Origin of the sequence: Mycolicibacterium chlorophenolicum (assembly GCF_001044235.1) — a bacterium.
GTDB classification, from domain to species: domain Bacteria; phylum Actinomycetota; class Actinomycetes; order Mycobacteriales; family Mycobacteriaceae; genus Mycobacterium; species Mycobacterium chlorophenolicum.
Map to the genome: position 1 here is coordinate 12,411 of NZ_JYNL01000041.1, position 20,870 is coordinate 33,280.

22 protein-coding genes are annotated in these 20,870 nt (G+C 65.8%); 11 read left to right on the forward strand and 11 right to left on the reverse strand.

The features are described from left to right. Positions 1 to 36: 36 nt before the first annotated feature. Entirely contained in the window at positions 37 to 714 is a 678-nt protein-coding gene (gene ripB, locus MCHLDSM_RS17795; protein WP_082168957.1) for an NlpC/P60 family peptidoglycan endopeptidase RipB, read from the reverse strand. A 355-nt stretch (positions 715 to 1,069) separates the two neighbouring features. Then, the gene (locus MCHLDSM_RS17800) at positions 1,070 to 1,666 is read right to left on the reverse strand and encodes a class I SAM-dependent methyltransferase (RefSeq protein ID WP_048471309.1); all 597 of its coding nucleotides are present in this window, start codon (positions 1,664 to 1,666) and stop codon (positions 1,070 to 1,072) included. A gap of 315 nt (positions 1,667 to 1,981) precedes the next feature. On the opposite strand from MCHLDSM_RS17800, the gene lpqS reads away from it, so the two are divergent. From lpqS to MCHLDSM_RS17815, 4 genes are all read left to right on the forward strand, one after another. Further along, positions 1,982 to 2,389: a putative copper homeostasis (lipo)protein LpqS gene (gene lpqS / locus MCHLDSM_RS37785; RefSeq protein ID WP_456320047.1), complete on the forward strand. Its 408-nt coding sequence runs from the start codon at positions 1,982 to 1,984 to the stop codon at positions 2,387 to 2,389. A 121-nt stretch (positions 2,390 to 2,510) separates the two neighbouring features. Beyond that, positions 2,511 to 3,620 carry a PLP-dependent cysteine synthase family protein gene (locus tag MCHLDSM_RS17805; protein WP_048471310.1) on the forward strand — a complete coding sequence of 370 codons (1,110 nt, stop codon included), beginning with the start codon at positions 2,511 to 2,513 and terminating at the stop codon, positions 3,618 to 3,620. Beyond that, the gene (locus tag MCHLDSM_RS17810) at positions 3,617 to 4,924 is read left to right on the forward strand and encodes an MFS transporter (RefSeq protein ID WP_082168960.1); all 1,308 of its coding nucleotides are present in this window, start codon (positions 3,617 to 3,619) and stop codon (positions 4,922 to 4,924) included. The genes MCHLDSM_RS17805 and MCHLDSM_RS17810 overlap by 4 nt, the downstream gene beginning before the upstream one ends. 238 nt (positions 4,925 to 5,162) lie before the next feature. Then, positions 5,163 to 7,538 carry a heavy metal translocating P-type ATPase gene (locus MCHLDSM_RS17815; RefSeq protein ID WP_048471311.1) on the forward strand — a complete coding sequence of 792 codons (2,376 nt, stop codon included), beginning with the start codon at positions 5,163 to 5,165 and terminating at the stop codon, positions 7,536 to 7,538. Here the strand turns inward: MCHLDSM_RS17815 and MCHLDSM_RS17820 are convergent. Beyond that, positions 7,535 to 7,951, reverse strand: a complete 417-nt coding sequence (locus MCHLDSM_RS17820; protein WP_048471312.1) for a DUF302 domain-containing protein — start codon at positions 7,949 to 7,951, stop codon at positions 7,535 to 7,537. The two genes, MCHLDSM_RS17815 and MCHLDSM_RS17820, sit on opposite strands and share 4 nt — an antisense overlap. A gap of 175 nt (positions 7,952 to 8,126) precedes the next feature. Between MCHLDSM_RS17820 and MCHLDSM_RS17825 the strand changes: the two genes are divergently transcribed. Further along, positions 8,127 to 8,885, forward strand: a complete 759-nt coding sequence (locus MCHLDSM_RS17825) for a DUF305 domain-containing protein (RefSeq protein WP_407661970.1) — start codon at positions 8,127 to 8,129, stop codon at positions 8,883 to 8,885. 58 nt (positions 8,886 to 8,943) lie between these two features. Here the strand turns inward: MCHLDSM_RS17825 and MCHLDSM_RS17830 are convergent, their stop codons facing one another. Both MCHLDSM_RS17830 and MCHLDSM_RS17835 read right to left on the reverse strand, forming a co-directional pair. Beyond that, positions 8,944 to 10,098: a sensor histidine kinase gene (locus MCHLDSM_RS17830; RefSeq protein WP_048471314.1), complete on the reverse strand. Its 1,155-nt coding sequence runs from the start codon at positions 10,096 to 10,098 to the stop codon at positions 8,944 to 8,946. Then, positions 10,095 to 10,850, reverse strand: a complete 756-nt coding sequence (locus MCHLDSM_RS17835) for a response regulator (RefSeq protein WP_109788867.1) — start codon at positions 10,848 to 10,850, stop codon at positions 10,095 to 10,097. The genes MCHLDSM_RS17830 and MCHLDSM_RS17835 overlap by 4 nt, the downstream gene beginning before the upstream one ends. 157 nt (positions 10,851 to 11,007) lie before the next feature. Here MCHLDSM_RS17835 and MCHLDSM_RS17840 point away from each other — a divergent pair, with 157 nt between their 5' ends. The 3 genes from MCHLDSM_RS17840 to MCHLDSM_RS17850 all read left to right on the forward strand — a co-directional run bounded on the left by MCHLDSM_RS17840 (position 11,008) and on the right by MCHLDSM_RS17850 (position 13,400). Further along, positions 11,008 to 12,507, forward strand: a complete 1,500-nt coding sequence (locus MCHLDSM_RS17840) for a multicopper oxidase family protein (RefSeq protein ID WP_280513801.1) — start codon at positions 11,008 to 11,010, stop codon at positions 12,505 to 12,507. A gap of 48 nt (positions 12,508 to 12,555) precedes the next feature. Beyond that, entirely contained in the window at positions 12,556 to 12,834 is a 279-nt protein-coding gene (locus tag MCHLDSM_RS17845) for an SHOCT domain-containing protein (protein WP_048471317.1), read from the forward strand. Between the two features lie 68 nt (positions 12,835 to 12,902). After that, on the forward strand, positions 12,903 to 13,400 hold the full coding sequence (locus MCHLDSM_RS17850; protein WP_234714100.1) for a pyridoxamine 5'-phosphate oxidase family protein: 498 nt from the start codon (positions 12,903 to 12,905) through the stop codon (positions 13,398 to 13,400). 78 nt (positions 13,401 to 13,478) lie between these two features. On the opposite strand, the gene MCHLDSM_RS17855 is transcribed toward MCHLDSM_RS17850, so the two are convergent. From MCHLDSM_RS17855 to MCHLDSM_RS17865, 3 genes are read right to left on the reverse strand one after another with little or no spacing between them, the layout of a single operon-like run. Beyond that, positions 13,479 to 14,192: an ArsR/SmtB family transcription factor gene (locus MCHLDSM_RS17855; protein WP_048471319.1), complete on the reverse strand. Its 714-nt coding sequence runs from the start codon at positions 14,190 to 14,192 to the stop codon at positions 13,479 to 13,481. After that, on the reverse strand, positions 14,185 to 15,495 hold the full coding sequence (locus tag MCHLDSM_RS17860) for an MFS transporter (RefSeq protein ID WP_234714098.1): 1,311 nt from the start codon (positions 15,493 to 15,495) through the stop codon (positions 14,185 to 14,187). Before MCHLDSM_RS17860 ends, MCHLDSM_RS17855 begins: the two co-directional genes overlap by 8 nt. Next, a complete protein-coding gene (locus tag MCHLDSM_RS17865; RefSeq protein WP_048471321.1) occupies positions 15,492 to 16,847 on the reverse strand; it encodes an MBL fold metallo-hydrolase in 1,356 nt (451 codons plus the stop codon). Before MCHLDSM_RS17865 ends, MCHLDSM_RS17860 begins: the two co-directional genes overlap by 4 nt. A 103-nt stretch (positions 16,848 to 16,950) precedes the next feature. On the opposite strand from MCHLDSM_RS17865, the gene MCHLDSM_RS17870 reads away from it, so the two are divergent. The 3 genes from MCHLDSM_RS17870 (at position 16,951) to MCHLDSM_RS17880 (ending at position 18,871) form a co-directional block, all read left to right on the forward strand. Further along, positions 16,951 to 17,337: a hypothetical protein gene (locus MCHLDSM_RS17870; RefSeq protein ID WP_082168958.1), complete on the forward strand. Its 387-nt coding sequence runs from the start codon at positions 16,951 to 16,953 to the stop codon at positions 17,335 to 17,337. 572 nt (positions 17,338 to 17,909) lie between these two features. After that, positions 17,910 to 18,125 (forward strand): SHOCT domain-containing protein, encoded by a 216-nt coding sequence (locus tag MCHLDSM_RS17875; RefSeq protein ID WP_322788673.1) that lies wholly within the window; start codon positions 17,910 to 17,912, stop codon positions 18,123 to 18,125. A 56-nt stretch (positions 18,126 to 18,181) separates the two neighbouring features. Beyond that, positions 18,182 to 18,871, forward strand: a complete 690-nt coding sequence (locus tag MCHLDSM_RS17880; protein ID WP_234714099.1) for a sulfocyanin-like copper-binding protein — start codon at positions 18,182 to 18,184, stop codon at positions 18,869 to 18,871. Positions 18,872 to 19,306: 435 nt separating this feature from the next. On the opposite strand, the gene MCHLDSM_RS17885 is transcribed toward MCHLDSM_RS17880, so the two are convergent. The 3 genes from MCHLDSM_RS17885 to MCHLDSM_RS17895 are packed head-to-tail and all read right to left on the reverse strand — an operon-like array spanning position 19,307 to position 20,762. After that, on the reverse strand, positions 19,307 to 19,957 hold the full coding sequence (locus MCHLDSM_RS17885; RefSeq protein WP_048471335.1) for a maleylpyruvate isomerase family mycothiol-dependent enzyme: 651 nt from the start codon (positions 19,955 to 19,957) through the stop codon (positions 19,307 to 19,309). After that, complete coding sequence (locus MCHLDSM_RS17890; RefSeq protein ID WP_048471325.1) at positions 19,957 to 20,442, reverse strand: SRPBCC family protein; 486 nt, start codon at positions 20,440 to 20,442, stop codon at positions 19,957 to 19,959. Before MCHLDSM_RS17890 ends, MCHLDSM_RS17885 begins: the two co-directional genes overlap by 1 nt. Beyond that, positions 20,439 to 20,762: an ArsR/SmtB family transcription factor gene (locus tag MCHLDSM_RS17895; protein WP_048471326.1), complete on the reverse strand. Its 324-nt coding sequence runs from the start codon at positions 20,760 to 20,762 to the stop codon at positions 20,439 to 20,441. Before MCHLDSM_RS17895 ends, MCHLDSM_RS17890 begins: the two co-directional genes overlap by 4 nt. Positions 20,763 to 20,870: the final 108 nt, after the last annotated feature.

The window sequence follows — 20,870 nt, forward strand, 5'->3', positions numbered from 1 at the left end:
CTGTCCACGAGGCCCTCACAGTCCGAACCCTCAGCGCTACGTCTCGATGATGCGCGTTACGTACGGCGTCATGCCAGCGGTGCGAACGGGTGAGATCTTCACTGGCACCCCTGTTTGCTGTGCTTCGAGCATCTGTCCGCCGCCGAGGTAAAGGGCCTCATGCTGCCCCCCTCCGGCGCCCCAGAACAGCAGATCGCCGCGCTTCGCCGCCGAGGGCGGGAGTTTGCGTCCGGCGTTGTATTGGGCGCCGGAGAACCGGGGCAGCAGGACGCCGACACCGGCAAAGGCGTACCGAGTCAAGCCCGAGCAGTCGAACCCGACCGTATCTGCGCCCGACCCGGTTCCGCGGCTCGGCCCCGTGAGGCTGCCGCCACCCCAGGAGTACGGCACACCCAACTGTGAGCCGGCCCGGCGGATCACGTACTCGATAGCTTGCCTGCCATTGAGGCGGTTGCCTCTGAGGACGGACGACGGATCGCCTGACGGACCAGCGATGCCGAGTCTGCTCAGGAATAAGCGTCCTAAGTCCATCGTGGTCTGCGCCGCCATGGCGGTGGCCTGCAGCGACGCATTGGCGATCGCCACGGGGTCACCCGGAGCGCCCGCGCTGAGCGTCTTGGGCAGGAGCGGGTCCCATGGCCCATTCGCCGGGTCGGCATGAGCCGGTGCGTGCGGGAATGCGATCAGCGTGGCCATCACTGCGATTCCGACCATGGCGGAACGCCTGCTCCGCAGCGTATTTGCCGCGGGGGCGGACCGCCCCGGAAGCCGTCGAGTGCGTTTGGCGTAAGCATGCGCGCGGTCTCGGGCTGGTGTCACTTCTGTGTCTCCTTCGGGCGCAGCGCAGGATTGCTGTGCCACGCCGGCCAGGGCTTGGCGCACACCCGCCCCAGCATCTACGTAGTTGTTCAGTACGTACTGACCCCGTGATACGCAACGTACATCACTTTGACACCTTTGGAAACACTAGTCACAAACTACTGCAGTGTAATTCGTCGGCTGAGGCTCATTTTTACCGTCATTGCCGTGCGCTGGCGGGCAGGTGTGCTGCGCTCACTTATCGGGCAGCTCAGGTCTTTCGTGCGGCGCCGACGAAAACCATGCCACCGAGGTGGCGCTCGAAACCGCCCGCGCCGTGCAGGTCGTGGCGAGCCAGCTCGGCGGCGAATTCCTCTGCATCGAAACGGTTCTCACGAGGATGCGCCGTCAAGGTCCGGAACGCCCAGGTGTCCAGCATCTGGCGTGGTACCTCCTCGAACAGCAGCAACCCGCCGGGGCGCAGTACCCGGGCGATCTCCGCTACCGCCTGCTGCCAATCCGGGACGTGATGAATGATCCCGAAGTCCACCACCGTGTCGACCCCGGCCGCCGGCTGCGCGATGTCACACACATCGCCGACCGACAGTTGTACCTGCCGCCCGCGCAATCGCTTCCGCGCCGAATCGACCATTGATTCGTCGAGATCGAAGGCGATGACGTTCCGGGCGCCGAGCCGGTCCAGGATCACCTCGGCCCCGATGCCCCGTCCGCACCCGACCTCCAGCACCTGCTGACCGGACAAGCCGCCGCCGGCCAACCGGCGCAGCCACCTTGCCTCACGGTGGTGCTGGTGTGCGGCGCGTAGAGGGTTGTTCATCGCGGCGCGCTCGAAGGCGTTGAGTTTCATCCGACCTCCTCGCAGGGGTCATCCCAATCCGCAGAGGATACCCTACGGGGGTATCAACAAGAAGGCAACACCGGCACATCGCGTCGCGTTCCGCTGCCCGTCGATACAGGTGGTGCGGCATCTGGTGGAGGGGCCGGACTCGCCGACCGGCAGCTGTTCTCAAACCGACGGCGGCGCCAAATACATTGCCGCCTTAGGTCGATTGCTTGCACGAATTCCCATAGCTTCGCCCATGGTTGCGGTGTGATCACGGGTCCGTATCAAGTTCGGAGGATGGGTTCGACATTCGCGTCCAATGCTAGAGTCGCTGCCACTATGCACAGTTCGGGTCGGCCGCCGGGCAGGTCGCTGAGCGCGATAGTCGGTTTGATGGTGCTGTTCTGTGTCGCTGTTCCGGCTCTCGGCTCCGCCTCCTCGCAGCCTGCGCCCGTCGCCCACGGGCATGAGTCGGTTTCGGCGCTCGCTGCGCACGTCGTCGTCGACTCCGACCATGCACACGTCGGAGCAGGCCTTCCCCATTGCCTCGTCGATTCGCTCGCCGATTTCCTGATCCCACGGCTACGGGGAATGCTGCTGGCATTGGGTCTGGTACTCGGGCTCGTGGTCGCGTGGCGGCTTTCAGCCAAAGCCGGGACGGCCGAAGGCCGCAGTCCGCCTCGTTCTGCTATCAACGCCGTATCAGGACCCGATCTACTGACGTTGTTCTGCGTCGCGCGGCGCTGATCAGTCAGCAGCAGACCCGCTCCTCCCACACTCCGGGTGTTTGGTAGCTGGTCGGTGCTTGCTGTCCTTGACCAGCGGCCGCGCATGTCGTCGCGGCCATCACGCGAAAGCGACGTCGTCGATGAAATCTGTTCTGCCCTCACCCCCATTGCCCGTGCACGCTCCCAATCTACGGAGCCCGGGTCGCGAACATCTGCCCTCTGCCATGGTCGGCAACACCCCTGTCCTACGGATCGCCTCGCCGTTCACCGCCGGTGAACGCGGCTTCTGGGCGAAGCTGGAAGGGTTCAATCCTGGCGGAATGAAGGATCGCCCGGCTCTGCACATGGTGAAGTGTGCCCGTGCTCGCGGAGCGCTGCGCCCCGGTGCTCGGATCATCGAGTCCAGCAGCGGGACTTTGGGCCTCGGGTTGGCGCTCGCCGGCATGGTCTACCGGCACCCGGTGACCGTGGTCGCCGATCCTGGCCTGGAACCTATCCTTCTGAGGATGCTCGCCGCTTACGGGGCCCGCGTCGATCAAGTCACCCAGCCGCATCCTGACGGTGGTTGGCAGCAGGCCCGCCGCGACCGAGTGACCCAACTACTCGCCGAGGATCCCGCCGCCTGGCACCCCGATCAGTACAGCAATCCCGACTGTGTGACCGCCTATCGCGGGCTCGCCCTGGAATTGCGCGCCCAACTCGGCGACGTGGACGTGCTGGTGTGTTCGGTGGGCACCGGCGGACACTCGGCCGGGGTGGCCCGCGTGCTGCGTGAATTCAACCCGGCCATGAAACTGATCGGCGTGGACGCCGTCGGGTCGCGAATCTTCGGACAACCCGTCCAGTCGCGGCTGATGCGGGGTCTGGGCTCGAGTATCTACCCTGCCAACGTCGACTACCAGGCCTTCGACGAGGTCCACTGGGTCGCACCGGCCGAAGCCGTCTGGGCTTGTCGAGCGTTAGCGGCCGGCTACTTCGCCACCGGTGGATGGAGCGTTGGGGCGGTCGCTCTCGTCGCAGGTTGGGCCGCCCGCACTCATGCCGAGCGGGCGACCGTCGCGGCGATCTTCCCCGACGGTCCCCAGCGCTACTTCGACACCGTCTACAACGACGACTACTGCCGCGAGCACGGTCTGCTCAACCGCGCGCAACCACTCGAACCGCGGACGATCGACGATCCCGGATGCGTGACGATTCAGTCCTGGACCCGATGCGCCACGGTCGCGGCCCCGAACAGGCGGTCGCAGTGAGCGATCTCGTGCGGGAGTTCCGCGGCTTCGGCTGGCCGAGCCGACTCCTCATGATCAATCAGTTCGGCATCAATCTCGGCTTCTACATGCTGATGCCGTATCTCGCCGGCTATTTGGCGGGGCCACTCGGTTTGGCGGCATGGGCGGTCGGTCTGGTACTGGGCGTCCGCAACTTCTCCCAGCAGGGCATGTTCATCCTGGGCGGCACGCTGGCCGACCGGCTCGGCTGCAAGCCGCTGATCGTGGCCGGCTGCCTATTGCGCACCGGTGGCTTCGCACTGCTCGTCGTTGCCGAATCGCTTCCTATGGTGGTAATCGCCTCTGCAGCAACAGGATTCGCGGGAGCACTCTTCAATCCGGCGGTGCGGGCGTACCTGGCGGCCGAGGCGGGTGAGCGTCGTGTGGAGACGTTCGCTGTCTTCAATGTCTTCTATCAGGCAGGCATCCTGGCCGGTCCGCTGGTCGGACTTGCGTTCATGGCAGTCGACTTCCGCCTGACGGCTGGTGTGGCTGCGGCGGTTTTCGCCGTGTTGACGATCGCGCAACTCCTGGCTCTACCGCGCCGCGACCCCGCGCTCGCCGAGAGCGCCGGTTCGATCCTGCAGGACTGGCGCACCGTGGCCTCGAACCGCTCGTTCCTCTTGTTTGCGCTGGCAATGACCGGGTCCTACGTGCTCTCATTTCAGGTGTACCTGGCGCTGCCGCTTCACGCTGCCGCACTGGCGCCGGGCCACGCGTCGATTGTGGTTGCCGCAATCTTTGCGGTGAGCGGTGTTGTCGCAGTAGCCGCGCAGATGAGAATCACCCGATGGTTCGCCGCGCGCTGGGGGTCCGGCCGGGCACTCGCGATTGGCATGTCGGTGATCGCATCGTCTTTCGTGCCACTGCTTGTCGTGCCTGACGCCTGGTTAGGCGAACCTGTCGCCGTGGCAGCGCTGCTGATGACCACCGCGGTGCTGGCGGTCGGGTCGGCCGCCGTCTTCCCGTTCGAGATGGACACCGTGGTGGCGCTTGCCGGGGGTCGATTGGTGGGAACCCACTACGGCTTCTACAGCACCGTGGTGGGTACCGGCATCCTCGCCGGAAACCTCGGTACCGGGTACGTGCTGCAGATCGCGCGGGATCACCATGTCGCCTGGCTGGTGTGGGCCGCCCTGATCGTGATCGGAATGCTCTCAGCTGCCGCGCTGCACACGTTGGCCCGCAGCGGACGTCTGCAGGCGGTCACGGGTCACCCGAACGTCGACGCGCGGGACCGACGTCATGATCGCGTCGCCAGTGCGCAGGAGACCGAGCGTCGATGACCTGGTCGTCGACCGCGTGAGGGGGCAGCACGGGGTGACGCGATCGGCTCGCGCTCTGTGTGTGTCCCGGCGGCCGCCTCGGCTGAGGAGGTCCTTCGCCGAATCTTTACCGGATTCATACGTGCGCCATAACCCGTTCGGTGACGATGGCGTTGGCCTCAGTTGGAGGGAATCGCATGCGTTCGAAGAACCAAGTCAGCCCAGCGCACCGTCGTAGCGCGGTCGAGGCGGTACTGCGATGACCACCACCGCGACGGTGGTACTGGATGTGCGCGGGCAGCAGTGGGCCACCTCGGCGTCGGTGGTGGAGTCCACGCTGCTGCGCCGCCCAGGGGTGAACGCGGTGCAGGCCAACGCCGTCAATCAGACCGCCACCGTGGCGTTCGACCGGAACGTGACGTCGGTCGCGGAACTGTCGAAGTGGCTGCGGGACTGCGGCTTCCACTGTGCCGGCCGCTCCGTGCCCGATCACCTCTGTGATGCCATGTCCGATCCGCCCGTCTCACCGATGCCCACCTCGAGGAATGAACACGCCCACGGCGCGCCCTCTGGGCTGAGGCGCTCTCCGCAGGACACGATGGGCCACGGCGGGCACGCGGGCATGTCGATGGACGCCATGGTGCGTGACATGCGCAACCGATTCCTCGTGGCGCTGGTGCTATCGATTCCCATCATGCTGTGGTCGCCGATGGGTCGCGACATGCTCGGCTTCGCCGTCCCGGCACCATTCGGGTTGCGGGACGACGTGTTCGCCTTCGTCTTGAGCCTGCCGGTGGTGTTCTACTCGGCGTGGATCTTCTTCGACGGTGCGTGGCGGGCGCTGCGGGCCCGCACCCTGGACATGATGGTGTTGGTCGCTGTAGCCGTCGGTGCAGGCTGGCTCTACAGCGTCGGCGTGACCCTGACCGGCGGCGGTGAGGTGTTCTACGAAGCGGCCGCGGTTCTGACGACCTTTGTGCTGCTGGGGCATTGGTTCGAGATGCGAGCCCGTGGCGGGGCCAACGAGGCTATCCGCGCCCTCCTGGAGTTGACCCCCCCGATGGCTGTTGTGATTCGTGATGGGCAGCAGGTGGAGATTCCCACTGCCGAGGTGGCCGCCGGGGACCTGCTGTTGATCCGACCCGGCGCCAAGGTCCCCGTGGACGGGACCGTGGAGGAGGGCAATTCCGAAGTCGACGAGTCGATGGTGACCGGCGAGAGCCTACCGGTGTCAAAGTCGCCCGGTGACAATGTGATCGGGGCGTCGATCAATACCACCGGGACGCTGCGGGTGCGGGCCACCAAGGTCGGTTCGGACACCGTGCTGTCCCAAATCGTGGCGATGGTGCAGGAGGCCCAGAACTCCAAGGCGCCCGGTCAGCGGCTGGCCGACCGGGCTGCGTTCTGGCTCGTCCTCGTCGCTTTGATCGGCGGCACCGTGACTTTCCTGGTGTGGTGGGCTGCCGGCGCGGGGGTGCAGTCTGCGTTGCTGTTCGCGATCACGGTGGTGGTGATCACCTGCCCGGACGCGCTTGGCCTGGCGACCCCGACAGCGATCATGGTGGGCACCGGTTTGGGTGCGCAACGCGGGGTGCTGTTCAAGAACGCCACCGCCCTGGAGACCGCGGCGCGCATCGACACAGTCGTGATGGACAAGACCGGCACGCTCACCAAAGGCGAGCCTGAGGTCACAGATTTCGTCGTCGACGGGATCAGCGAAGACGAACTGCTGGCCCTGACCGCAGCGGTGGAGATCGAATCAGAGCACCCACTGGCTGCGGCGATCGTGCGATATGCCGGCGAGCGGGGGGTCGTCGCCGCACCGCTGAGCGAGTTCCGCAACGTACCTGGCCATGGCGCCACCGCCACGGTGAACGGGCGACGGGTTGCGGTCGGCAACCGGAAATTGATGGTCGAGCAGGATGTCGACGTCCCGAATTCATTGATGGCGCAACGCGACCAGCTGGCCTCCACCGGGCGCACCGCGGTCCTGATCGCGGTCGACGGGCGCGGAGTCGGGGTGATCGCTCTGGCCGACGCCGCACGCGCGACCTCCGCCGAGGCGGTCAGCGCACTGCACGACATGCAGGTTCAGGTCGTGATGCTCAGTGGCGACAATCAGGCCACCGCCGCCCGCATCGCCGGCCAACTCGGTATCGACACGGTCATCGCCGAAGTGCTTCCCGGCGACAAGGCCGCTACGATCGCCGACCTGCAGAAGCAAGGTCGCAGAACCGCCATGGTCGGTGACGGTGTGAACGATGCCCCTGCGCTGGCCCAAGCCGACCTCGGCGTGGCCATCGGCGCCGGCACCGATGTCGCGATCGAAACCGCCGACCTCGTACTGATGCGTTCCGACCCTCTCGATGTTCCGATCGCCTTGCGCATCGGGCGGGGAACCCTTCGGAAGATGCGTCAGAATCTCGGCTGGGCCGTGGGCTACAACGTCATCGCGTTGCCCATCGCCGCCGGCGTCTTCCAGCCTGCCTTCGGCCTGGTGTTGCGCCCGGAGATCGCCGCGCTGTCGATGTCGGGTTCGAGCCTGATCGTCGCGGTGAACGCGCTGATGCTCAAACGGCTCAAACTGCCCTCACCGCCGGCCACATCTCGTGAGGAGGTGTCGCGGGTCGCCTAAGACGGGGCTCCAGACGTGGCGCTCAGCGCGTCGATCGCCGCGCGGAGCTTGACCGCGACCTCGTCGGCCACCTGCTGTAGGGCGGCCTCGCCGGTCACCTGCACCAGCACCTGCGGATCCATCGCCTCAACCACGACCCGGGTCGCGGTGTCAGGGTCGGCGCGGACGACGACGTTGCACGGCAACAGCAACCCGATCTGACGGTCGACATCCACTGCGCGGTGGGCCAGCGGTGGGTTGCAGGCACCGAGGATCAGATAGTCCTCCATGTCGGCACCGAGCTTCTGCTTCAGCGTGGCCTTCATATCGATCTCGGTGAGCACCCCGAAACCCTGCTCGGCCAACGCTTGGCGGGTACGGGCTACAGCGTCAGCGAAAGAGGTCTCAAGGGAGGTCGAGATGGCAATGGACATGAGATCAGCTTCCCCGAAATTCCCGCCGTCCTCATGCGGTAGCGATCGCACGGACCGTTCTTTATCGAATCTTCACAGAACCACTACGGCCAGCCCTCGCGAAGCCCGAGACGCTGGAAGGTGAAGATCGACAAGCTGATCCAGGAAAGGAACTGTTGTGTACAAGACAAGGACTGTGGTGACCGGGGTGGCCGCGCTGGCTGCGGTCGCGGCTCTCGGGGCGTGTAGCAACTCGGGCAATGAGGCGACATCGTCGTCGGCACCGTCCTCGGCCTCGTCGTCAGTTCAGTCGTCGACGGCGTCGGCAACCGCCCACAACCAGGCTGACATGCAGTTCACCCGCATGATGATCCCGCATCACCAGCAGGCGGTCGAGATGAGCGACATGATCCTGGCCAAGCAGGGCATCGACCCGCGGGTCGTGGACCTGGCCAAGCAGATCAAGGCTGCACAGGGTCCGGAGATCGAGCGGATGCAGGGTTGGTTGAACCAGTGGGGTATGCCGGGCATGAACGGGATGCCCGGAATGAATGATCAACCGGGGAACGCGCCGACTGACCACGGCGGCATGCACGGATCCGACACCGCGTCGCCCACCACCCCGCCCAGTGGCTCGATGACGCCCAGTGGATCGATGATGCCGAGCGGTTCGATGATGCCCGGTATGCCGGGCATGCCGGGTATGGGTGACATGCCCGCCATGGAGGGGATGATGTCGCCTGCCGACATGCAGGCGCTGCAGAATGCCCAGGGAGTCGAGGCCAGCAAGCTGTTCTTGACTCAGATGATCAAGCACCACCAGGGCGCTATCGCCATGGCGCAAACCGAGATTAAGGACGGTCAGTCCCCTGACGCGATCGCGCTCGCCAAATCGATCGCCAGCAGTCAGCAGAAGGAGATCGACACGATGAACCAGATTCTCAGTTCGCTGTAGAGACGCGACGATGCTCCACACGTAACGGCATTCCCTGCAACGTGATTCAACGCGTCAGTCAGGAGCTGGTCGGGGCGCCGACGGGCCGGTCGACTGCGCGCGCTGTCGTCGACGTAAACACCGGCACGGTGACGGTGAACGTCGTGCCCTGACCTGGCCCTCGGCTGGCCACGCTGACGTGGCCGCCGTGGGCTTCGGTCAGGGCCTTGACGATGGCCAGTCCGATACCAGAGCCCCCGTGGTTGCGGGCGCGGGCGGAGTCGGCGCGATAGAACCGTTCGAAGACGTGGGGGACGTGCTCAGCCGCGATGCCGTCGCCGTTGTCGGCGACAGTGAACATCACTTCGCCGGCGGTGTGGGTGAGCTCCACGGTGACGAGACCGCCCGCCGGGGTGTGGCGCAACGCATTGTCGAGCAGGTTGCCCAGCACTTGGGCCAGTCGTTGCCGATCTGCCCACAGCTGGACCGTCCTGTCGATACGGGTGCTCAGGGTGACGTTCTTGGCCGCGTAGCGATCGGCGATCGCCGCCGCGGCGGCCTGCGCGACTTCTCCCGCGTCCACCCACCCAGGGGCGATGGCAGCGCGGGCCTCTTCGGCCTGGGCAAGAGCGGCGGCGTCGGCCGCGAAGCGCACCAGTCGACCGGTCTGCTCCCGCAGCATCGCGACAGTCGGCTGATCGAGTGTCTTGACCCCGTCTTCCAAAGCCTCTAGATATGCCTCTAAAACGGCTACGGGCGTGCGGATTTCGTGCGCGAGGTCACCGAACAACTGGCGGCGTGTCGTTTCCACGGCTTGAAGTCGTTGGGCCATACGGTTGAACGCGCCCGCCAGCTCATCGAACTCGTCGCCGAGCCGGGGCGGTGCCACCCTGATGTCGTAGTGCCCCTCGGCCACCGACGACGCGGCAGCTGCGACCTCGGCGACTGAATGCTGCAGGCGGCGGCTCAAGACGGCGGTGACGATGAACGCGGTCAGGGCGGCGACCGTGATCGCGACCGCGATGGACAGCGCGGTCGCATACTGGTAGGCCTGCTCGGCGTGAAACTGCTCGTTGGAGTCGTGGGCGATGCCGGCGCGGTGCAGGTGCTCGCGGAACAACGGCGGTCCGACCAGCGACGCCACCACCCACGTGGTGACTCCACCCGCGATGAGTACCAGTGTCTGGGCGAGCAGAAGCCGGCGGCGCACGCCGAAGCCGCTCGAGGCGTTCACTGCCCCGTCCCCATCCGGTAGCCCACGCCGCGGACGGTGTGTACGAACTTCGGGTTCGCCGGGTCGTCGCCCAGCTTGCGGCGGACGTGACCGACATGGACGTCGACGAGATGCTCGTTGCCCACCCACGGTTCGCCCCACACGGTGTTGATGAGCTGGCCGCGGCTCCACACCACACCAGGGCGCGACGACAGCGCGGCCAAGATGTCGAACTCGGTGCGCGTCAGAGGGATCAGCTCCTCGTCGAGGAACACCTGCCTGCTCGCGACGTCGATCGACAGCGCACCGAAAGTTCGCGGCGGCAGCACGTCAGCGTCCACGCGGGCAGGTGAACTCGGCGCGCCAGCCGTGCGCGGCCGCCGGAGCATGGCTCGGATACGGGCGACGAGCTCCCGCGGACTGAACGGCTTGGTGACGTAGTCGTCCGCACCGACGGACAGGCCCACGACCGTGTCGAGTTCGGTATCGCGCGCGGTCAGCATCACCACGTAGGCGTCGGAGAATGTCCTCAGCTGGCGGCACACCTCCACGCCGTCCAGCCCGGGCAGCCCCAGATCGAGCACGACGACGTCCGGATCCACCTCTCGAGCCACAAGCACCGCCTCCGTCCCGCTGTGGCACTGCGTCACCTCGAAGTGCTCGCGCTTGAGGTAGCTGGCGACGACTTCAGCCAGCGGTGCCTCGTCGTCGATGACCAGGGCGCGGTATCGAGGATTGGCACCGTCTGCTGAGACCTGCGAAGTAGCGTCCATGTCATTCATCGTGCCGCCCCGGCCGGCCGGCCCAGGCTCTTGAACGAATCTTCACAGAACCGACACCGAACAGCCCGTCGGCGCAGCGCATCGTCAATGCGAGACGTTCGGTTCGACGGGATCGGTGATGAGTCCACACACTCTTGCAGACGCAACGATGACGCGGCGTGGCTTTCTGGCAGCCAGCATCATCGGCGGCGCGGCGCTGGCAGCTTGCCGCCGTTCAACTCCAGCCACCACCCCAAACGGCACCCCCGACCCAGATCCGATCGCCGCCGCCGAAGCCGCCCGTCCGCACACCGGGAAGACGGTCAGCGCACGCCTGACAGCCGGCTCGGCCGATATCGATCTCGGGGGGCTCACGGCGCGCACCTTCGCCTACAACGGCCAACTCCCCGGCCCCCTGATCCGGGCCAATGTCGGCGACGAGCTCGTGGTGACCGTCGCCAATCAGTTGGACCACGCATCGTCGGTCCATTGGCACGGGATCGCCCTGCGCAACGACATGGACGGCGCGGCGCCGGCGAGCCCCAACATCGACGTTGGGTCGAATTTCACCTATCGGTTCAGTTCGCCGTACCCGGGGACCTACTGGGCCCACCCGCACACCGGGCTGGACACCGACTACGGCCTCTATCTGCCCGTCATCATCGACGATCCGTCCGAGGCGGCCCGTTACGACGCCGAGTGGATCGTCATGCTCGACGACTGGACCTCCGGCGTCGGTCCCAGCCCCGACGAGATCTTCAAAGGCCTACGCTCGATGAGCACTGCCGCCCACTCCACACCCGGGATGCCCGATATGGGGTCGACGCCGGGCACCCCGGGTGGCGGCGGCGCGGGAGCCAGTGACCTGCTCGGTGGGGACGGTGGCGACGTCAGCTACCCGTACTACATCATCAACGGTCGAATTCCGACCGCGGCAACGACGTTCACCGCAAAGCCAGGACAGCGCATCCGTATTCGCATCATCAACGCCGGCGCCGACACCGCCTTCCGGGTCGCGCTGGCCGGACACCGTATGACCGTGACCCACACCGATGGCTTCCCCATCGAGCCCACCGATGTCGATGCGGTGCTGGTCGGTATGGGGGAGCGCTACGACGTCATCGTCACCGCAGGCGACGGGGTGTTCCCGTTGGTGGCCTCCGCTGAGGGCAAGAACGGGGTAGCCCGTGCACTGCTGTCCACCGGCTCCGGCAGCGCACCCGTTGCCGCCTTCCGGCCATCGGCACTCAGCGGCCGGGTCGGTACTGTCGACATCTTCACCGCCACACCGGAAGCCCAACTTCCCACCATCAGTGACCTCGCCCTGCAGGCACGTCTGTCGGGCACGATGGCGCAATACGACTGGATGATCAACGGCCGGCCCTACGCCCAAACCGTTCCGTTGACCATCCATCAAGGGCAGCACGCCACCCTCACGTTCACCAACCAGTCCATGATGTGGCACCCGATGCATCTGCACGGTCACACCTACCAGGTCATCAAGTCGGACGGCACGCCGGGTCCGCGCAAGGACACAGTGATCGTCAAACCGATGCAGACCGTGACGGTGAGGCTCGTTGCCGACAACCCAGGGGTGTGGATGCTGCACTGCCACAACGGATATCACATGGACGCCGGAATGATGACCAGCCTGAACTACACCGGCTGACATGACACCGACGTCACCGTTGGGCAGAGTTGAGAAAGGAGAAGTTCCATGATGTTCTGGTCCGACCACGACATGAGCGGATGGGGCGGATGGGGATACGCAGGCATGGTCATAGGAATGGTCTTGTTCTGGGCCCTCGTCATCGTCGGGATCGTCGCCCTGATCCGGTCGAGCACCGGTAGCGGCTCGACGCGATCCGTTCCGCAATTCCCGCCATACTCAGAATCACCGGAGCAGCTGCTGGCTGCACGATTCGCCCGGGGAGAGATCGACGAAGCCGAGTACCGGCAGCGGCTCGCGGTCCTGCGCGGTGCCACTTCCGGCTGACCGTCCGAGACAGCCGGAAGGCGCAGGCACCCATGAGGACGCTGAGCTACGCGCAGGTTCTGCGGACCATGCGCCGACAACACTTCGCAATCCTGTCGACCAGTAGCCCTGCCGGCACCCCTGCGTCGGCTGGAGTGACGTACGGCCTCGCAAGGTCGGGCGCGACCATGTACGTGATGACCCGTCGGCACCTGCAGAAGGCGCGCAACATCGCCGTCAATCCCGAGGTATCGCTGGTCATTCCGCTACCCCGTCGCATGCTGTGGGGGCTTCCGCCCGCGACCATCCAACTGTGCGGCCGAGCCGTGATCGTGGACTGGGCCGACGCCGAAGCCCAGCGAGTTTTCAAGGGGTTCTGGGTCGGCCGACAGATACTCACCAGCTACGAAAAGCTCCGCATCCTCGGTGAGAGCCGCATCTGCTTCCTCCGAGTCGACCTCGACCCGGTGATTCGTACCTACATGGTCGGCAGGTCTATCTGGCAAGTCCGATCGCGGATGGAGGCCGGTCGCGCAACAGTGATCAGACCCGAAGCGGAAGGCTGGCTGGGCACAGACCGACGATGAGCGCCTGCGGCTTCTCGACGGACCCGGCGCGGCTGCTGGGCGGTATCTGCAACACACCATCACCCGCCAGTGGCGCAGCTAGCGAGCCAGGGCCCGGTCGGTGCCGTCATCGGCGGGCGAGCCGATGCCCGCAGCAGCGGTCTCAAGGGGCAATCCGGCAAGTTTCCACTCGAGGACGCCGTCAGCCGCGCGCTGGGCGGCGAGTCCGTGTTGGTCGAGCAGACGAACGGCGTCGTGTGCGAGCACGCAGTAGCGGCCTCGGCAGTAGGCGACGATCTGACGATCAGCGGGCAATTCCGCGAGGCGTTCGGCGAGTTCCTCGAGGGGAATGTTGAGCGCACCGGGGAGGTGTCCGGCGGCGTATTCGGGGGTGGGGCGCACGTCGAGGACGACAGCATCGCCGGATTCGATGCGGTGCAGGAGTTCGTCGCTAGCGACCGCTGTGGTGTCCTCTGGGCCAAGGTAGGCACGGCGCGCGACTTCGGTGTGTGGTCGGTGTAGTTGCGCGACCCGGCGCAGGTGATCCCAGAGGCCGAGGACATCCTTGCCGGCCAGAGAGTAGAAGATTCGCTTGCCGTCGCGGCGGGCGTCGATCAAGCCGGCTTCGCGCAGTGTTTGCAGGTGCGCCGAACAGGTGCTGACCCCGACCTGGGCGGTGGTGGCCAGCTCGTCGACGCTACGGGGCCCCTGGGCGAGAATGTCCAGCAACTCCAGGCGGGTGGGGCTGCCTAGCGCCTTACCAACGGCGGCGAACTCCGTGAAAAGGGCGTTCTTGGCGGTGCGGTCACCCATCGGTGGATTCCTTCTGCACGGTGGTGGTGTGCCGGTGCGTTTCGTACATCCTGACGGCCACGATCAAACCAGAGGAGGCGGTCAGGGAGGCGATGGCCCAGATGGCGGCACGGATTCCGAAAGCGTCAGCGACGATACCGGCGAGCAGTGCGCCCACCGCGAAGCCGCCGTCGCGCCATAACCGGTAGGTCCCGACCGCCCGGGCCCGCCAGGCTGGGTGAGCGACGTCCCCGATCGAGGCTAGAAGCGTCGGGTACACCATCGCGGTTCCGGCGCCGAGCATCACTGCGGCCACAGCCCAGTATTCGAAGCTGCTACTGAGGGCGATGATGCCCAAAGCCACTGCCTGAAGCCACATTCCGCAGGCGATCATCCATTTGCGGCCCCACCGGTCCGACAGTGCGCCGGTGATCAACTGACCCGCCCCCCATACCGCCGGGTACAGGGCTGCCAGCAGACCGATCTTGCTGACCGAAAGCCCGGCCGCGGCGAACAGGATCGGGAACAGACCCCACGCCAGGCCGTCATTGAGATTGTTCACCAGGCCGGCCTGACTGGCCGACGACAGTGCGGGCTCACGAAAGCTGGTCTGAACGAACACCTCGCCGTTGGTCAGCTCGCTGTGCAGGTGGTCGTGGCGGCCGTCGGCGCGGGCGACGTGGCTTGCGGCCTCCAGCCGTGCATGCCCGTGTGTCTCCCGAACTGCCAACGTGGAAAGCCCCAGTCCGATTGCGGCAAAGGCGATTCCGAGCAGAAACGGCGCGGGGCGCAGGCCGTAGGATTCTGCGAGATAGCCCGTGGCCAGTGCGGTCACTGCGACTGCGCCGTATCCGGCGGCCTCGTTGAGGCCCATCGCGAAGCCGCGGCGGGCCGGCCCGACCAAGTCGATTTTCATCACCACGGTGGTCGACCAGGTCAGGCCTTGACTGATGCCCAACAGCACGTTGGCGACTATGACCCAACCCCACGACGGTGCCCAGATCAGCAGCAGCGGAACGGGAACGGCGACCAGCCAACCGGCAATGAGAACGGGTTTTCGGCCGAACCGGTCTGACCAGGTGCCGGCGAAGTAGTTCGTGGCAGCCTTGGCGACCCCGAACACCAGGATGAACGACAGTCCGGCGGTGTAGGCGCGGACGCCGAACACCTGCTCGCCCAGCAGCGGTAGCACGGTTCGCTCCTGGCCGAGCATTCCGCCGACCAGGGCATTGACCACGACCAGCAGGGTGAACTGGGCGGCGTTTTGTCGCAGCCCCAGCTCGATACGGCGGCCCGGTGTTGTCGTGTGCGCGAACGGTTTCACGATCCAACCTTCAAGGACTGACCGGTCGATTCCGACCATTCTTGTGGTCCACCATCGAGCACGGCCACATCCGGGTGACCGACACGTGCGAGCACGCTGGCCGCGCTCATGGCCCGCTCGCCGTGGCCGCACATCAGCACGGTCGGTCCAGGCGGTAGGTCGGCGGCGCGGCTGACGAGGGCGCCAAGCTCTATGTGCCCGGCGGTGGGTATGTGGCCGTCGGAAAATTCGGCGTCCTGCCGGACGTCAAGGATGCGGGCGGTGTCGATCTTATCGGCGCCGAGCAGCGGGATCGAGCTCGTCGGCCTGCCGGCAGCGGTCCAGGCGGGCATGCCGCCGCCGAGTTCACCGGCGATCAGGTCGTAGCCGACCTTGCGGGCCTGCCACACGATCTCCTCGGGATCCTGGTCGGGGTTGCGCACGATCACCAGCGGCGTCTCCGGTGTGACGAGCCAGCCCAGCCATGTCGCGAACACCGAACGCAACGCGATGGACAACGACCCCGACACGTGGCCGGCGGCGAAGTCGGTTATCGGACGCACGTCCACCACAGTGGCGCCTGAGGCCTGCCTGTGTGCGACCTCTCGGATGTCCAGGGCCCGCAGCGTGTCCCCTTCGACGAGAGCGGGACCACGGCGGTTGATCTCGCCGAGCCGCAAGAAGTAGGGCGGGAAGCTGCCTAGGGAGTCCAGCAGCTGTTTGACGAAGATGTCCTCGCTGCCGGTGCGAAGCAAGGCGTTCGTCGCGCGTTCGGTGCCGATCGTTGAGGTCCGCTCAGCCCCGGGTGGCGCTGAGCAGAACGAGCCTGCCCCGTGGGTCGGCCAGACTGCAACGTCGTCGGCGAGCGTGGCCAGTCGTTGAAGCGACTGGTATTGCGCGCGCGCGAGTTCCTCGGTGCGCTCTGGGCCGAGAAGGTCGGTGCGCGCGGCCGACCCCACGAGAAGCGAACCGCCGGTGAACACGCCTAACATCCGCGAACCGTCGAGCAGCTCGAAAGCGATGTGCTCATGGGTGTGTCCCGGGGTCGCCAGCGTTCGCAACGTCAGCCCGCCAAGGTCAGTCTCGTCGCCGTCGACCAGAGCCGTGTGAGGGAACTCCCGGTTCCCGGCTGCCGACGCCAGCACGATGGCTCCCTCGTGTGCGAGTTGAACCGCGCCCGTCAAGAAATCTGCGTGCAGATGGGTGTCTGCGGCGTAGGCCACCGTAAGCCTTCGACGCTCGGCCGCTGCCCGCAACAGCCGCAGGTCGCGGCTCGCGTCGACTGCGAGAGCGCGACCATCGGCCAAATCCACCAGATAGGCCGAGTTTCCCAGCCCGTCATCGACCAACGGGATCACATCGACATCAGCCACAAGGTCACCTTCGCCAAACCCGACACCACGGCTAAATAACAACATTCTATGGAATGTTGAGAAAAGTATGGACCGCGCAGGCCGACGGTGGCAACATCGACAGATGACCGAGGCGCCTGAATCCCGAACGGAAGCGATGGCCGTGGCCCCGAGCCGGGGGGACCGGCCGAACAGGCTCAACCAGGCCGCTGCCTGGGTTGGCATCGTCGCCGGTGTCGTCTTCATTGTTGCGGTGGTGTTCTTTTCCGGGTTCTACGCGGGCGCGCGTTCAAGCGGCCATTACCACGACGGCGACGGGCGCGGGATGTGCAGCACCGGCGGCGCAATGATGGGGCCGGGCGGGATGATGGGTCCGGGTCAGATGGGGCCGGGCGGGATGATGGGGCCGGGCGGGATGATGGGTCCGGGTCAGATGGGTCCCGGCGCAACGATGAGCCCGGGCCGGCAGCCAACCACAACGCCGCTCACCCCGACCACGCCCCGCCCGTAGCGGGATGAACCAGGGCGCCAGCGCATCGCTTGCTGTTGAACGCGATAGTGATGGTGGTGGCACGGAGAGACCGGCTGCGATCCGGCAAAGGAATGAGGCGGACGTTACATTGGCGGTGGCTGTTTTCGGCTACCTGTTTCCGGGCAGGCCCGGCTGTTGCCTCGAACTGCAGACACCCACCGCGTGGTTCGCCGCTACGTCGAGGTTCGCCAATGACCAGTTCCGCAGTGAGACCGCATGTTCCGACACAGAGGGCTGCGACTGAAGCAGTTCGAAGGTGCGGACGGGCCCCCGGCCGCCATTCGACGCACATTCGACACCAATCGGATTTCTCAGGCTGAACGCACAGCCCATGCCTCCGCTGGTGACCTCGGCTCATCGCAATTCTCGCGGTCAAGTCGTCACCTCAATGCAGCCATGTTGTATGAGGGAGAGGACCATCGGCCCTACTCCTTTCCGGAGCCCCCGCGCACGCTGATCTTGCGAATGCTCAAGATAGTGACGGTGTTTGGGAGGCAGCGATGTGTGGATACGGATACGGGTGGGGCGGCGGCTGGGGCGGCGGCACCCTGATGACGATCTTGATGTTGGTGCTCCTGGTCGCAGTGATCCTGGCGATCGTTTTCGGCATCCGCCACCTCTCTGCTAGCAACGATCCCCGCCATCGAGGCGGCTCGGCCCAAGATGTGGTGCGCGCCGAAGATCAGCTGGCCGATCGCTTCGCCAAAGGGGAGGTCGATGAGGACGAATTTCGGCGGCGCATGACGCTGTTGCGGGAACACCGCTGACAGCGATGGGCTCCCATCGGGTATCACGTGACTTCGCTATCGCACTCGGCGCAGCGATGGTCGCAATCGCCTGCGCGTTCGCGTTGAGCGTCGGGCTGGCTATCCGCCATAGCCGCGTCGCCGGCGACACGCCGTACCCGGCCGGATCAGGGATGATGGGCCCCGGTCAGTGGGGACCGGCAATGATGGCGCCAGGGCGGTCTGCGGCTTACCCATCGTGCGCGGCACCGGCGCTGCCGGGCACCGTTGTCGATGTGACTCTCGCCGATATGCGCGGAATGATGGAGCCCGGGGGAATGATGGGACCGGGGATGATGAGTCCCGGCGGCATGACGGGGCAGAGCCGGAACGGTAACCAGGGCGCGCCGATGGGGATGATGGGGATGATGCGCATCATCATCAATCCGGCCACGGTCCCGGCGGGCAAGGTGTCATTTCGAGTGTCCAATGCCGGTTCGCTGAACCACGAATTGGTGATCCTGTCTTTAGCGAAGGGCCAGTATTCCGGTCAGAGGCCCATCGATTCTGACGGCAAGGTCGATGAGGCCGGCAGCCTCGCCGAAGCCTCACACACCTGCGGTGCAGATAAGGGTGACGAGAACGCCGCTAACACGGGGATAGCCCCAGGGGCCAGCGGGTGGACCACTACGAACCTCGCGCCGGGACGCTACGAACTGCTCTGCAACATCTCCGGTCACTACTGGGCCGGCATGTACGCCGAACTCGATGTCAGTCCATCCACGTAGCTCCTCCCGGGACACGCTCCTCCAGAACAGAATTGAAGATCATGCTCACCGCCACTACCGGTGCGGCGACCCTTGCCCTCCCAGGGTGGTGCTGTGTGCGCCACTAGCTGGCACCGCGGGGGATGGCTCGTCGGCACCTGCGTCGGCCCCAGCTTCTAGAGCCCCACCCGGCATGATGGACCGTGTTCCATCGGAAGACTTTGGCGCGGTGCGTAATGGCAGCAGCGCCCTCGGCACTTCAATCACTGCCAGCAGCCTCACCGCCCCGACTCATTCACTTTCGTCGCTTGCCGGTCCCTCGGTGGCCTGCATACGCCGACCTGGTCCTGCGTTGGACGCGTCAAACGCCATCGGTTGACCAATGCGCAGGCCAGGCGGAACGCCAAGTGGCACATCAATTGATCTACGCCGTTTGGTTGCCGAGGAGTCCACGCTTTACCGACGCTGCAACCGCTTGGCCAGGACCGCTTGCCCGGCGCCGCCGAGCTCTGGCAGGACCGAGGATCGCCCGGCCATCGCCAACAGCAGCGCTTCACCTGTTCCGGTGACTTCCGGTCCCTTGCCGTACGTCCAATCCAGGTTGGTGGCCGACAATCGGAGCCCGTGAATGCGTCGCCACGCGCCCAGGCGTGGATTAGCCGGCACGAGGGGGAGTATGCGCCTCAACCGCTCCACGGGGACGGCGCGCGGGCACCCCAACGGTCGGCGGATGTCTTGATGGTGAACGGTGCCGTCGACGAGAGCGATCATCCCGCCGAACCCGGCCGTCAGACCTCGGGGATGAAGACGATCCTTGAAGATCTCGAGGAGTTGCTGTGGACTCATCGCGGCCAACGCGTCGACGCCCACCTGGTTGGCGTGCACGATGCGGCCCCGGGCCAACCGCTTCATCAGCCCGGCTGCGCCGAGATCGTCGTAACTGATCACATGCGCCACAACGTCTTTGACACTCCACCGTTCGCACAGGCTGGGCGCGTACCACTGCGCCGCCGTCAGGGACGCGAGGAACTCCGCGAGATCTGCGCGCTCGGCGTGGGCCATACTCATCATCGAGTCGGCAGCAGCGCCATCGTCGCCGGCTCTCATCACCGCGGTGCCTTATCGGCGAGGCGGGTGAACCGCTGAAGATACAACGGCCATCCGGCGTCGCCGTCGACTCCACCAGCAACCGCCTCCCACCCCGGGCCGTGGCGCTCGAAGTAGCGATGCTCCAACTGCACTCGAGTGCGGTCCGCCGATTCGGCGGTGAATTGCACCTCGACCTCGCTGGTCTTCGCGGGATCGGTTTCGATCTGCCACGTCGGGCCGATATCCCATGTGAAGACGATCCGATTGGGAGGATCGCACACCAGCACGCGCGCCCACCGGCACTGACTGCCGTCGACGCCGCGGTCGTAGATGGCTCCTCCTGCCCACGGCTCGAAAACCGTCTCGGCGATGGGTACCGCCAGCAGGTTGTGCTCACGGGGTTTGATGTCGTCGAATCGGCTCGTGAACAACGCGAATGCGACGTCGATTGATGCGTTCACCACCACGCTTCGCCGCACACTGTCCGCCCCTGGTTGTGTCATGAGATGTCATTCCCCGTCTCGTCTGCCATCTGCTTGAGTTTGTCCAGAGCTTGCGCCCAGAATCGATCGACGTCAGCACGAAGTGCCGCAATCCCATCCGGATCGAGTTGATACACCCGGCGAGTGCCCGCGGCCCGATCACACACCAGGCCGGCCGACTTCAACACGCGAAGATGTTGCGACACCGCAGGGCGACTCACCGGCAGGCTGCGTGCCAGCTCACCGACTGCCAGCGGACCGTGGGCAAGGCGCTCGACGATCGCGCGCCGCGTTCCGTCGGCGAGTATCAGCCAAACATCGTCCGCTTGGTAAGTGGACACGAACCGTAAGTCTAAACTTACGGATAGCGCAGATCAACCTCACGAGATGAGGTGGAAATTTGCGATGACAGCGTGGCGCACAAGGTCACGACGACCCGCGAAACTCCC